The sequence below is a fragment of the Staphylococcus sp. CWZ226 genome, from assembly GCF_018986355.1.
GTDB lineage: Bacteria > Bacillota > Bacilli > Staphylococcales > Staphylococcaceae > Staphylococcus > Staphylococcus simulans.
Genome location: NZ_JAHMSB010000005.1, coordinates 131,962 through 145,302 on the forward strand (window position 1 = coordinate 131,962; position 13,341 = coordinate 145,302).

Below are 13,341 nucleotides of genomic sequence, written 5' to 3' on the forward strand. Positions count from 1 at the left end.
GGGAAATAAAGAAATGAAATTTACAGAGTTGACAGTTAAAGAATATGACAATTTTGTGCAGAATCCATCGCTAGAAAGCCATTATTTTCAAACGAAAGAAAATATCGGCACAAGAGAAGCAGACGGTTTTGAAGTTGTATTATTAGGGATTAAAGACATCGACAACCGTGTGATTGCAGCAAGTTTATTCTCTAAAATTCCTACAATGGGAAGTTATGTTTATTATTCAAACCGTGGTCCGGTGATGGACTATAGCGATTTAGGTCTTGTAGAGTTTTATTTACGTGAGTTAGAGAAATACTTACGTCAGCATAATTGCTTATATGTGAAATTAGATCCATATTGGATTTACCAAATTTATGATAAAGACGTAAACCCATTCCCAAGTCGTGAACAAAACGATGCACTTGTGAACTTATTTAAATCACACGGTTACCATCACCATGGCTTCACAACAAAATACGACACTTCAAGCCAAGTGCGTTGGATGGGGGTCTTAGATCTTAAAGACGAAACACCAGCCTCTCTTAAAAAACAATTTGATAGCCAACGTAAACGTAATATCAATAAGTCAATTAATTATGGGGTAAAAGTTCGTTTCTTAGGTGAAGACGAACTAGATAAATTCTTCAAGTTATATCGTGAAACTGAAGAACGTGCTGGTTTCGTTTCAAAAACAGATGAGTACTTCAAAAACTTCATTGAGCACTATGGTGATAAAGTATTAATCCCATTAGCTTATATTGATTTAGATGAGTACATCACATCGCTACAAGAGTCATTAAATGATAAAGAAGGCCGTCGTGATCAAATGATGGCGAAAGAAAATAAATCTGATAAACAATTGAAGAAAATCTCAGAGTTGGATAAACAAATTGAACATGACCAAAAAGAATTGCTGAAAGCGAGCGAATTGCGTCAAACAGATGGTTCAATTCTAGATTTAGCTGCAGGGGTTTATTTCGCAAATGCCTATGAAGTGAACTACTTCTCTGGTGGTTCTTCAGAGAAATATAATCAATATATGGGACCATATATGATGCATTGGTTCATGATTAACTATTGCTTCGAACATGGTTATGATCGTTATAATTTCTATGGTTTATCAGGTGATTTCACTGAAGATAGTGAAGACTACGGTGTGTACCGCTTCAAACGCGGCTTCAATGTACAAATTGAAGAATTAATCGGAGATTTCTATAAACCAATTCAAAAAGTGAAATATTGGATTTTCAATACGTTGAATAACATCCGTCAAAAAGTAAAAAAATAAATGCTTTTATAAGAAGCAACCTAACATAATAAAAAACGTGCTTTCCTCATCAAATTTTGAAGAAAGCACGTTTTTTTGAATTAATTAGTGCGCAAATGCGTCAAAGACATAGTTTAAACCGATTAATAGGAAAGTGAAACCAACAAAGAAAGCGATTAAAAATGCACCTATTAATGGATTGAACAATAAAATGATACCTACGATAATACCAATGATATTAACGAGTAATGAGAAAAAGTGATATACCTTATTCGTACGCTCTACTGGTGTCACAGTAAAGACACCTAATGCAGATGAAAAGATAAACCAAAATGCAAGCATATAAATAATTGCGACTTGACCTACATTAGTAAAAACAATAAATAAAATACCGAAAATAATATTAAGAATACCAAGTATCATTAACCAGCCGCTAGCAATACCTACAAAAGCTTTTGTTAAACGTCTGAAGAATAATTCAGCAATACCATTAAATATGAAGAAAATCCCGAATAACCAAGTGATGACTGTTAAGTTTTCGACAGGGAAGCTCACGCTTAAAATTCCAATCAATGCGAATAATAAACCGATGATTAAACTTGACCATCTAATGTGATTAGTAGACAATTTTAACACCTCTTTCATGAATTATATACATTAGTATATACCCTTTAACGAAAAATTACATGTTAAAAAATTCATAAATAGTTAAAATAAGATGATAATCAACAAAAGAAGTAAATTGTATAATTAAATGGTGTTTAAAGTGAAGTTAAATAGAATACTCCTTACTTAAAATGGTAAGAAGACATGCAAATATACATAGATGCACATAGAGAGAAGGGATAAATAAGCGATACTAGGGAGGTTAAGTGACTTAAAATAAACCTCAAAATATAAAAAAACGTTATATAAAGTAAGTCAATACACCAAGAACTATTAGAATCATGCTGAGAATAGTTGTCATTAACCATTTGAACTGAGTATTTGAGTTTTTTGGAAATCGTCAAACTTTGTATCAAGTTTAACAATTCTACCATCTAATGCATTAAATTTATCATCAATTTTTTGATCCAGCATGTTAAAACGTTCATCGATTTTAGCATCAAGTGATTAATGTATACAGTTATTTAGCGATAAATAGCTAAAAATTAAGAGATTTAGTTGTTTGGAAAGCTAAATGACTGTAAAAGATAGAATTAAATATATTTATGTTATGTAAACCAATTAACGTTATTGTATTTAAAATCATTGCATATAAGGATTGATTGAATATGTACAAATATCTGTGTTTAACCATTATAAATACTGTTATTGGAAAATTTGAATGCTGAGAGAGCTTCTGTATTGCATCGAGAATTAACATTACGGATAATCATACAGATGACGCTAAGTAGTTATAATTAAAATGGTATGATTAACGATGTTTAATCTGGATTGATTTAAGTAATGTCAAAGATGGATATTGTGAACATAAATAAGGTATTTATCATAAAATAAGATGCTGAGAGACGCTCTGAGCTGCAATGAGAATTATATATGATGGATAAATACCAATGGCGTTTCATAATAGCAATTAGAAATGACTAAGCTGATTTATAATAATGAGATATTTGATTTGAACTTAGATTTGTAGTTTGAATAAATTAATATGAAGATCCACGGTAATTAAGATAAGTCAGTTCAGCTTAAAATGAATTATAGATTTGTTAGTTAATGACTGTATGCAGAAAATAACATAAGTTAGCAAAACTGAATATATGGTAAATATGACCATAAAAGCGAGGTAGCTGTATGTAACTATTCTTTTTGTTCTTTTAGTTTACATAATATATATTATAGGAAGTTATGTATTGAGCAGAAGAAGTGGTTTTACCTATACTCTATTGTATATGTATTGATACTTTTGTTGTTATGTTTATGTTGCTTGGTCATGATTTGTAACTTGTGTTTGAGTCTTTGTTTGCTTTAGTTTGAACTTCCTCAAATTCTAAACCAAAAAAGCTGTTTTTATGTATTTTAATTTAGGTAAATTCGTACATATAGCAAGTTATGGATTTAAGTATGTAAAAAGCTTTGATTAAGCATTGGTCATTAATTGAATCAGCTGATCTATCTCTAGTTTACATAATCTAAGATATTACATAAATAGTATCCAGATACCTTTTTGTACCTGGATACTATATGAGTAATTTAATCTTCATTATAAGCAGCTATGAGTTCTTTAGTATATGAATGACGTGATTCATCAAATAATTGTTTTGTTTTGAAGTCATCTACAATTTGACCGTTTTGAATGACAATCATTCGTTCAACAATTTGATTTAACATTGCTATATCATGAGAAATAATGATCATTGTTGTTTGTTGTTGATTATGGATGGCTTTAAGCTTTTCGACTAATTTTTGTTCAGCAACAACATCTAAACTTGATGTGATTTCATCGCAAATTAAAACATCAGGCTGCAACATAACCGTTCTTAATACATTAAATCGTTGTAATTGCCCCCCACTGACTTGATCTGGATAACGCGTTAAGAGTTGGCTATCTAAGTCTAATTGTGACATTAAAGGTAATACAACTTGGTCAAATGAGTGTTCAGCATTCGCATAGTATTTTAAAGGTTCTATTAATGATGCTTTAATCGTTAACTTTGGATTGAAACTCTGTGTCGCTTGTTGAAAAATTGGCAAGATACGAGGCGAATTAATATCTATTGTGCCTTGAACAGGCGTTAATTCACCTAGAATCAAGTTCATTAATGTCGTTTTACCAGAGCCTGATTCACCGATAATCCCTACTAATTCGCCCTTTTGAATATTGAGGTTAATGTTATGAAGAATATCTGCTTTGTCATACGCAAAACTGAGATGTTTAATTTTAATCATGCGTATCTTCCTTTCGTATTAAGCGACTTCTCGCATTTAACAAGTGCTTTGTATATCCAGCAATATTACCTTCTTTAAATTGCGATATAGGTCCACTTTCAATGATGGTTCCATCTTTAATAACATTAATTTCATCCGCATATTGAATCACATGTGTTAAGTTATGTGTGATTAACAGTAAAGTTGTATTGTGAGCTTCAGCTAAGTGCTTAATCAGCTTCATAATACGTTGGCCATTTAATACATCTAACGATGCGACAGGTTCATCCGCAATAATTAAATCAGGTTCTAACATTAAAACACTCGCAATATACAATCGTTCTAACTGTCCACCTGATAACATGAAACGATATTTAGATAAGATATTATTGCTGTCTAAATTCACCCAATTCAAGGCGCGTTCAATATGTTCTAATGCTTCTTGTTTAGAAACAGCATAATGCGTACGATATATGGCACTTAATTGTTTGCCAAGACGGGTGTGATTATTAAAACTATGCGCATAATCTTGTGAGATATACCCAATTTGTTTACCTAATAATGGTTTAATAGATTGAATGGGTTGGTTCTCAAAATAGAATTGATTATAAGATACTTTTAATTCTCTAGGCGTTTGACCGATTAATGCACTTGCGGTTAAGCTTTTGCCTGAACCACTTTCACCGATTAATACATTCACTTTACCTTCTATAATAGACAAGTTTAAGTCCTTTATTAGGGGACGTTTCTGTTGATCAGTGATATTCAAATTATTCAATTGCATCAAGGTTTTAGTCATGAATATCCCTTCTTTCTGAGATACGGTCTCGCAATGCATCCCCTGCCAAATTAAAGAGCAAAATAGTAATGGAAATCAATGTTGCAGGTGCTAATAACATAATCGGATGTTCAGTAAAGAAATCTCTACCAGCCGCTAACATAGCACCCCATTCTGGTGAAGGTGGTTGTGCGCCTAACCCTAAGAATGAAAGTGATGAAATATATAGGATGATTTTACCAATATCTACAATCATCAAGACGATTAATGAAGGAAGCACTTGCGGTAATAAGTGTTTAAAGATAATTACATAGCCTGGTACATGGAAATAACGGGCTAGTTTAATATAATTTTTGTCCATCTCTGTATTTACAATCGTACGCGTTACTCTCGTATAAGTCATCCAGTTAATGATTGTAATGGCAATGACTAAATTCCAAATACTTGGTTTAAAGAAACTCGCAAATGCAATCATTAAGACAAAGTCAGGGATACCTAAACCAATATCAATGATTCTCATAATAATGGTGTCTAAGATACCTTTGCGATAACCCGCAATCAAACCTAGCGGTACACCTATTATTACGATTAAAGCAATTGTTAGCAGTGTAATCGCAAGTGTATAACGTGCACCTATCACGAGTCGCGCAAATAAATCTCTGCCATAATCATCAGTCCCAAGCCAGTGTTGTAGGCTTGGATTTTGTAATGCATCGTTTAAATGTACCGTTAATGCTTGGTTACTTGTTACTGTAAATTGAAGAAGAATGAGTAAAAGCAAATAGATAGCGAAAATATAAAAAATGATATTATGTTTCGTCAGTTTCATCATTGTTTCACTCGCCCTTCTCTTCTGCGTGACCATAAAGATTTAGGTTTCAAATGTTTATAGCGTTGTGTCGGGTCTAAGAATAAGATAATGATATCCGCAATCGCATTTCCAATCACCACAAAGGCGCCTATCATTAATACAGCGCCTTGAACGACAGGATAATCTCTCGAACGAATGCTTTCAACTAAGAAATAACCGATACCCGGTATATCGAATAAATTCTCGATTACAACAGTACTTCCGATTAAACCGCCAATAGACATACCGATAATAGAAATCACGGGTATCAAAGCAGGTTTGAAGATGTCTTTAAATAGAATATAACTTTCTGACATGCCACGTGCACGTGACGCTTTCACTTCCCTGCTTCGATATAAATCGATTAAAGTCGAACGCATTAAGCGAATGTGATACGCACTTAAACCGATACTTAACGCGATAATAGGCAAAATATAACCAGCAGGCGTATCAATACCAGCTGCTGGTAATAGCTCTAATTTTTGTGCTACGAAATAAATCAGTAACATTCCTAAAAAGAATGAAGGAATTGAAACAAAAGCTGAAGTTAACACACGAATGGTACGATCAATCCAAGTGTGATAATAAACAGCAGCTAACGTTCCAAGTGTTAAAGATAATAACAACGTAATCAGTAATGTACCAAATGCGATAGTGAGTGTGGGTGGTGTGAAGAATAATAGTTCATTCAGTACTGGCTCCTGTGTTTGAATACTCGTGCCGAAGTCCAAACGTAACATATGTGTAAACCACTCCCACCACTGCACAATTATCGGTTGATTTAATCCTAATTGTGCTCTGGCTTGTTCAATTTTGTCATGAGATACATTTGCAACATCTAAATGCAGCATTTTATTGACTGGATCACCAGGCGAAAGTTTCATCAATATAAATGTAATAGTAGAAAGGACAAATAATACTAAGATCATTTGTCCTATTCTAGAGAGTAAGTGTTTAATTATCATTTTCGTTTATCTACCTTTTCATCAATCAGGTAAATACCTTCTGGTGTCGTTTGAACATTTTCGACTTTTTGGTTCATCGCATTGATTTGGTCATTATAAAGGATATAACTATTTGGAATATCTTGCTTTGATACTTCTAATATTTCATTTGTTAAGTGATGACGCTCATTTTTATCTACAGTATGATTCAATTGTTCAATCAATTGATCTACTTTGTGATTATGATAAGCGCCCTTATTCACTGCACCATCTTTTTTATATGCCATATTAAAGAAGTAACCTGTATCTCCTCTAGGAATCGTACCGAAACTATACATAGAGGCATCCCAATCTTTTTTGTTTTTCAAGAAGCCTTCAATATCATCTACGTTTTGAATTTTAATTTGAATATGTGCTTTTTTCGCATCAGATTGAATGACTTGTAAGATTTTAGTCAGTTCAGGTCTGCCTGAATAAGATGAAACATTCAATTTTAATGGATGTTTCTCTGAATAGCCTGCTTTTTCCATTAGTGCTTTGGCTTTAGAGATATCTTGTTTCGGAATGGCTTTATCTTTAATAAAATCTAGTTTTGTATTGAACGGACCATTGGCTGGTGCTGCATAATGATCAGCGACTTTATCACTGATTTGTTGGCGATTAATCACAGCATCTAATGCTTCTCGCACGTCTTTAGTCATTTTAGGACTTGTGTGGTTGTAAAGTAATAGTGATGTTCTGAAACCTGAAGTATTTTCTAGTTTTGCTTTATCTGATTTTTTGACGCTGTTGATTTTATCTACAGGTACATTAGTAGTGACATCCGTACGGCCAGAGAGTACATGTTCTGTTCTTGAACTGCCATCTTCATTAAAGGTAACTTTCATAGATTTTAATTCTGGTTCACCATGCCAATAATCTTTATTTTGACTTAAATTGATTTGTTGTGTTCGTTTGAAATCTTTAATGGCATATGGGCCTGTACCGACAGGTGTTTGTTTGATATCTGTTTTGGATTTTGTATCATAAATAGCGGTAAAAGGACTCGCAAGTTCGGAAATCAACTCTGGATACGCACCTTTAGTCTTAATCGTTACTTTTTGGCCTTCAGCTTTAATAGATTCAATAGGTAATGTTGCTTTCAGCAGGTCACTTTTTTTCAAACCTTGCTCTAAGCTATCTTTGACAGCTTGTCCTGTTAAGGCATGTCCATTTTGGAATTTAATGCCGTCTTTTAAGGTGAAAGTTAATGTATCATCAGATGGTTGGTCGTATGATTTAACGAGGTGTGGTTTAATTTCACCTTTCGTTGTTGTTTTAAATAATGTTTCAGCCGCTCCAATTGTAACAGGAACATCTGTATCATACGGTGCAAGTGTTGTCGTTTTTAGAGGGAGTTCAACTTTTAATTGATCATCAGCTGATGAGGAACCTCCGTTATTACTGCATCCAGCAAGTATGACTGCACCTGCAGCAAGTGATGTAAGTAATCGTTTCATGAAAGACATCTCAGTTAAAGTTATGTTATGTAAGTTTAAACATCATCTTTTGAGATGCTGTTCACTTCCTTTCTATCTATAGGCATTATTGTTTAATTATAATACGTAAATATTCATTTTAAAAGAAGAGTGCGTTGGCGCTATAGTATAAACAAAATAAAACAAGACTGCTTAGAAAACAGCCTTGTTTGTTATAAATATATTTATTTATTTCTGCGGAAACCATGTATGCGTGAACGTCTGCCTTCATGTTCATGCAGCTCTTTTTGAAGACGTTTTTCTAAACGACGACGTCTGAAGTCGCGTGTGAAATACCAGACTAAGAAACTTTCAATTAAACTGATAATTGCCATAAACGCAGCATACCCTAATAATGGCTGATAGGTGATATCAAAAAAGTTTGGCAAGAAGAATGCAAGCACGCCCAGTACTACAAATGTTAATACTGCAGGTGCTACCCATTTACTTAAAGCGAGTCCGAAAAAGACAGTTACGATTAATACTGCTACAATCGTAATCCATAAATAATTCGGCATATCAAAAATCGTCATATACTTACTCCTCTCATTTCTATGAGAATTTAATCGTTTGCTTTATACATATTGTACAGTAAAGTGATTAAAACATGAAATAAATCAAAGCTTGTGCTAGATGCTTTCATGAATCGCTTGATGTATAATTTACTCATAACAATTATTAAGATTGCAGGAGGAATTCTATATGAGCCAAGGATTACCATTAAGAAAAGATATTCCTAAGCAAGAGAAATGGGACTTATCGGATTTATTTGAAAGTGATGAAGCATTTTATCAAACATTAGAAGAAGTATTAAGTGATACACTTGCGTTCAATAAGACGTTTGAAAATCATTTAGATTCAGTAGAACAAGTGAAAGCAGCATTACCTCGATTTGTAGATTTATTAGTTCAAATTGATCGTTTAGGTAATTACGCGGAAATGTATCACAGCGTAGATACTACTGACCCAAATCGTCAAAAATTGAGTGCTAAACTTAGTACATCATACGGAAAAATTGCGAGTCAACTTGCTTTTGTTGAGTCAGAAATTCTCGCATTATCTGATGCGCAAATCGACGAATTGATTGCTGATACACCTTATCCGCATTATTTAAAACAATTGAAACGTCGTAAACCACACCAATTGTCATTCGAGGTGGAAAAAACATTAGCAGCTTTATCACCGACATTCAGTGCAGCTTATGATATGTACGGTATCACTAAAATGTTGGATATTCATTTTGAGCCATTTGAAGTAGATGGTAAAACATATCCATTAGACTACCCTACTTTCGAAAATGAATATGAAGATAATCCTGATACAACATTCAGACGTAAAAGTTTTAAACATTTCAGTGAAGCTTTACGTAAATATCAACATACGACAGCTGCGATTTATAATACGCATGTACAACAAGAGAAAATTGAAGCGGATTTAAGAGGCTATGATTCAGTCATTGACTACTTGTTGGAAGAACAAGAAGTGACAAGAGAAATGTATGACCGTCAAATTGATGTCATTATGAGTGAATTAGCACCTGTCATGCAACGATATGCGAAATTACTTCAAAAAGTACATGGTTTTGATCATATGAAATTTGAAGACTTGAAAGTCTCTATTGATCCATCATACGATCCAGAAATCTCAATTGAAGATTCTAAAAACTATATCTATAATGCATTAGGTATTTTAGGTGATGACTACTTAAACATGGTACAAGCTGCTTATGATGATCGTTGGATTGATTTTGCTCAAAATAAAGGTAAAGAAACAGGTGCTTATTGCGCAAGTCCATATGCTTCTCATAGCTATGTCTTTATCTCATGGACTGGTAAAATGAATGAAGCCTTTGTATTAGCACATGAATTAGGACATGCAGGTCATTTCAATCTTGCACAAAGTCATCAAAACTTCTTAGAATCAGAAGCGTCTATGTACTTTGTAGAAGCACCATCTACTACCAATGAAATGTTAATGTCGAACTATCTCTTTGAAAGTAGTAATGACCCTAAATTTAAACGTTGGGTAATCGGTTCTATTATTTCAAGAACATACTATCACAATATGGTGACGCACTTATTAGAAGCAACGTATCAAAGAGAAGTTTATCGCTTAGTAGATGCAGGTGAAACATTAACAGCCTCTACACTTAATGATATTACACGCAAAGTTTATCAAGACTTCTTTGGTGATGCAGTTGAAATTTCTGAAGGAGCAGAGTTGACTTGGATGCGTCAACCACACTACTATATGGGACTCTATTCTTATACGTATTCTGCTGGTTTAACAATAGGTACAGTGATGTCACAACGTATTAAAAATGAAGGACAACCTGCAGTAGAAGATTGGTTGAATACCTTGAAAGCTGGCGGCAGTTTATCACCTGTAGACTTAGCAAAAACAGCAGGTATTGATATTACAACAGATGCCCCATTGCGTGAGACAATCAGTTATATCAGCAGTCTTGTAGATGAACTTGAAGAATTAACAGAAGAAATTAACCAACAATCATAAGAAAAGTTCATATCAAGCATTATATATTGTTGAGATACACAAATAAAACAGGGAGAACGCTCGCATTGAGTGTTCTCCCTGTTTTTATATTTTTAGACCATTGATTCGTAAGCTTCGCCAGTAATATAGTAGTAAATATTTTCAGCGATATTTGCGATATGGTCTCCCATACGTTCTAAATGTCTTGCGGCTAAATGGGCTTGCCCTGCCACAAATGGATCATTATCGATTAAATAAGTTGTATTTACGATGTCTTTATATAAATCGTCAATATCTTTATCTCGTTCGATAATTTCAAGAATTAAAGTTACGTCTTTATTTTTAAATGCTGTATCTAAATCTTTCAGCATAAGCAACCCTAAATCACCCATTGTTTTTAAACGCGTTAAAATGTAATGATCAGTGATTTTTACACGTTTACGGATTTTCGCAATGCTTGCGGCATTATCACCGATTCGTTCAAATTCTGATGCGATTTTTAATGCAGCAATCATCATACGTAAATCTGTCGCAATCGGTTGTTGTTTTGTGATTAACATCACAACTTTTTCATTGATTTCATCTTCTAATTGGTTAATATCCAAATCACCTTTAATGATTTGGCGAGCGAAATTTCGATCTTCTTTATTTAAAGATTGAACCGCTTTTTCGATACTGAAGTAGACTTTAATTCCCAAAGCACGTAAATCTTTGATTAAGTCTTTTAGTTGCTCTTCATAATGCTGACGGATAACAGTCATTAACCGAAACGTCCTGAAATGTAGTCTTCTGTTTGTTTGTCAGAAGGATTAGAGAAGAGCTTATCAGTATCATCGTACTCGTTTACGTAACCATTTAAGAAGAATGCTGTTTTGTCTGAAATACGTGCTGCCTGTTGCATGTTATGCGTTACCATGATGATAGAATATTTTTGTTTTAATTCTTGAACCAATTCTTCAACTTTTAATGTTGAAATCGGGTCAAGTGCTGATGTAGGTTCATCCATTAAGATTACATCAGGTTCGATTGCTAAACATCTAGCGATACATACACGCTGTTGCTGTCCACCTGATAAACCATATGCGTTTTGGTTTAATCTGTCTTTTAATTCATCCCAGATTGCTGCGCCGCGTAATGATTTTTCAACGATTTCATCTAAGACTTTCTTGTCTTTGATGCCGTGGATTTTTGGACCATATGTGATGTTATCATAAATTGATTTCGGGAATGGGTTCGGTTGTTGGAACACCATACCTACGTTTGTACGTAATTTTTCAACAGATTGTTTATTGCTGAAAATATCGTTGCCGCGGTAAAGAATTTTACCTGCTGTTTTAACACTTGGTACAAGTTCTACCATTCTGTTTAATGTTTTGATATACGTTGATTTACCGCAACCTGAAGGTCCGATAATCGCTGTGACATTGTTTTCTAAAATATCTAAGTTAATATTTTTTAATGCGTGGTTTTCACCGTACCATAAGTCTAAATTTTGAGTTGAGTAAACAATTTCTTTATTTGTATCTGTTTCAATTTTAGACGATTCATTAGAGTATGATTCTACTTTAATTGTACGTTCTGACGCGTGGCTTTGTAACTCTTCATTTAGCTTTGCCTTGTCTTGTCCTTGTTTTCTGTCTTGAACTTTTTCCATTCTGTCAAAACTCCTTTGATCAATTATTATTCGTGAGCTTCAATTTATCAATTAGTATTTTTTACTGAATTTATTTCTTAAGAATATCGCTAAACCATTCATCGCTAGTAACAATACAAGTAAAACGATGATGCCGGCTGATGCGACATGTTGGAATGCTTCTTGCGGCATTTTTGCCCAGTTGTAAATTTGAATCGGCATTGCTTGGAACATATCGAAGATACCAGTTGGTAAGCGTAATAAGATAGTTGGGATACCGATTAAGATTAATGGTGCTGTTTCACCTAATGCACGTGATAACGATAAGATGAATCCTGTTAAGATACCAGGTAATGCAGCTGGTAAAACAATTTTGTAAATTGTTTGCCATTTGTTGCCGCCTAATCCATAACTTGCTTCTCGTACTGATTTAGGTACAGCACGAATTGCTTCTTGGCTTGATACAATGATTACTGGCAAAATCAGTAATGACATTGTTAAAGCGGCTGCAATGACTGATTTACCTAGTGATAAAGATTCAATTCCCATACCACGAACGAAAATCGTAAGTCCTAATAAACCGAATACAACTGAAGGTACACCAGCTAAGTTTGAAATACTGATTTTAACGAAACTTGTGAATGCATTATCTTTCGCATATTCTTCAAGATAAATCGCTGTACCTACACCTAAAATAATTGAGATAGGAATGATTGTAATCATTAACCATAATGTACCAACTAATGCACCTTTAATCCCTGCCATTGAAGGCATTGAAGATGAGAAGTTCGTAAAGAATGATGGTTTTAAATAAGGAACCCCTTTGATTAATGTATCGATTAATAATGCTGCTAGCACAATAAGTCCGATTAAAGTACAAGCGAAGAATACCCACTTCAACACTTTGTTTTTAGTTAAACGAGATGATAATTTCTTTTCAACTTGTTGTTGGTTAACCAGCGCTCTGCTGCTGCCACTTTGGTTTGTAGTTGTTGTAGTCTCCATC

Annotated in this window: 12 protein-coding genes; 2 read left to right on the forward strand and 10 right to left on the reverse strand. The window is 33.8% G+C overall.

Going from position 1 to position 13,341, the window contains the following annotated elements; genetic code table 11:
• Nucleotides 1-13: 13 nt before the first annotated feature.
• A complete protein-coding gene (locus KRR19_RS05920; RefSeq protein ID WP_002480890.1) occupies nt 14-1,273 on the forward strand; it encodes an aminoacyltransferase in 1,260 nt (419 codons plus the stop codon).
• Nucleotides 1,274-1,357: 84 nt separating this feature from the next.
• Here KRR19_RS05920 and KRR19_RS05925 read toward each other — a convergent pair whose 3' ends face one another.
• The 7 genes from KRR19_RS05925 to KRR19_RS05955 form a co-directional block, all read right to left on the reverse strand.
• Complete coding sequence (locus KRR19_RS05925) at nt 1,358-1,879, reverse strand: HdeD family acid-resistance protein (RefSeq protein ID WP_105979716.1); 522 nt, start codon at nt 1,877-1,879, stop codon at nt 1,358-1,360.
• Nucleotides 1,880-3,445: 1,566 nt separating this feature from the next.
• On the reverse strand, nt 3,446-4,141 hold the full coding sequence (locus tag KRR19_RS05930; protein WP_002480892.1) for an ABC transporter ATP-binding protein: 696 nt from the start codon (nt 4,139-4,141) through the stop codon (nt 3,446-3,448).
• The gene (locus KRR19_RS05935) at nt 4,134-4,919 is read right to left on the reverse strand and encodes an ATP-binding cassette domain-containing protein (protein ID WP_061054730.1); all 786 of its coding nucleotides are present in this window, start codon (nt 4,917-4,919) and stop codon (nt 4,134-4,136) included. The genes KRR19_RS05930 and KRR19_RS05935 overlap by 8 nt, the downstream gene beginning before the upstream one ends.
• Nucleotides 4,912-5,730, reverse strand: coding sequence for a nickel transporter permease (nikC, locus tag KRR19_RS05940; protein ID WP_002480894.1), 819 nt, complete (start codon nt 5,728-5,730; stop codon nt 4,912-4,914). The genes KRR19_RS05935 and nikC overlap by 8 nt, the downstream gene beginning before the upstream one ends.
• A complete protein-coding gene (nikB, locus tag KRR19_RS05945) occupies nt 5,727-6,710 on the reverse strand; it encodes a nickel ABC transporter permease (RefSeq protein ID WP_371106798.1) in 984 nt (327 codons plus the stop codon). Before nikB ends, nikC begins: the two co-directional genes overlap by 4 nt.
• Nucleotides 6,710-8,191, reverse strand: a complete 1,482-nt coding sequence (nikA, locus tag KRR19_RS05950) for a nickel ABC transporter substrate-binding protein (protein ID WP_156666566.1) — start codon at nt 8,189-8,191, stop codon at nt 6,710-6,712. The genes nikB and nikA overlap by 1 nt, the downstream gene beginning before the upstream one ends.
• 203 nt (nt 8,192-8,394) lie before the next feature.
• Entirely contained in the window at nt 8,395-8,742 is a 348-nt protein-coding gene (locus tag KRR19_RS05955; RefSeq protein WP_002480897.1) for a hypothetical protein, read from the reverse strand.
• A gap of 169 nt (nt 8,743-8,911) precedes the next feature.
• Between KRR19_RS05955 and pepF the strand changes: the two genes are divergently transcribed.
• Complete coding sequence (gene pepF / locus KRR19_RS05960; protein WP_002480898.1) at nt 8,912-10,723, forward strand: oligoendopeptidase F; 1,812 nt, start codon at nt 8,912-8,914, stop codon at nt 10,721-10,723.
• Nucleotides 10,724-10,815: 92 nt separating this feature from the next.
• Here pepF and phoU read toward each other — a convergent pair whose 3' ends face one another.
• From phoU to pstA, 3 genes are read right to left on the reverse strand one after another with little or no spacing between them, the layout of a single operon-like run.
• On the reverse strand, nt 10,816-11,463 hold the full coding sequence (gene phoU, locus KRR19_RS05965; RefSeq protein WP_002480899.1) for a phosphate signaling complex protein PhoU: 648 nt from the start codon (nt 11,461-11,463) through the stop codon (nt 10,816-10,818).
• The gene (gene pstB / locus KRR19_RS05970; protein ID WP_002480900.1) at nt 11,463-12,356 is read right to left on the reverse strand and encodes a phosphate ABC transporter ATP-binding protein PstB; all 894 of its coding nucleotides are present in this window, start codon (nt 12,354-12,356) and stop codon (nt 11,463-11,465) included. Before pstB ends, phoU begins: the two co-directional genes overlap by 1 nt.
• 51 nt (nt 12,357-12,407) lie before the next feature.
• Nucleotides 12,408-13,340: a phosphate ABC transporter permease PstA gene (gene pstA / locus KRR19_RS05975; protein ID WP_156666567.1), complete on the reverse strand. Its 933-nt coding sequence runs from the start codon at nt 13,338-13,340 to the stop codon at nt 12,408-12,410.
• Between the last annotated feature and the right edge of the window lies 1 nt (nt 13,341).

Bases quoted from the DNA above. Each gene is read 5' to 3' on its own strand.
- KRR19_RS05920 (WP_002480890.1), top strand. From the start codon at position 14: ATGAAATTTACAGAGTTGACAGTTAAAGAATATGACAATTTTGTGCAG.
- KRR19_RS05930 (WP_002480892.1), bottom strand. From the start codon at position 4,141: ATGATTAAAATTAAACATCTCAGTTTTGCGTATGACAAAGCAGATATT.
- KRR19_RS05935 (WP_061054730.1), bottom strand. From the start codon at position 4,919: ATGACTAAAACCTTGATGCAATTGAATAATTTGAATATCACTGATCAA.
- nikC (WP_002480894.1), bottom strand. From the start codon at position 5,730: ATGATGAAACTGACGAAACATAATATCATTTTTTATATTTTCGCTATC.
- nikA (WP_156666566.1), bottom strand. From the start codon at position 8,191: ATGAAACGATTACTTACATCACTTGCTGCAGGTGCAGTCATACTTGCT.
- KRR19_RS05955 (WP_002480897.1), bottom strand. From the start codon at position 8,742: ATGACGATTTTTGATATGCCGAATTATTTATGGATTACGATTGTAGCA.
- pepF (WP_002480898.1), top strand. From the start codon at position 8,912: ATGAGCCAAGGATTACCATTAAGAAAAGATATTCCTAAGCAAGAGAAA.
- phoU (WP_002480899.1), bottom strand. From the start codon at position 11,463: ATGACTGTTATCCGTCAGCATTATGAAGAGCAACTAAAAGACTTAATC.
- pstB (WP_002480900.1), bottom strand. From the start codon at position 12,356: ATGGAAAAAGTTCAAGACAGAAAACAAGGACAAGACAAGGCAAAGCTA.
- pstA (WP_156666567.1), bottom strand. From the start codon at position 13,340: ATGGAGACTACAACAACTACAAACCAAAGTGGCAGCAGCAGAGCGCTG.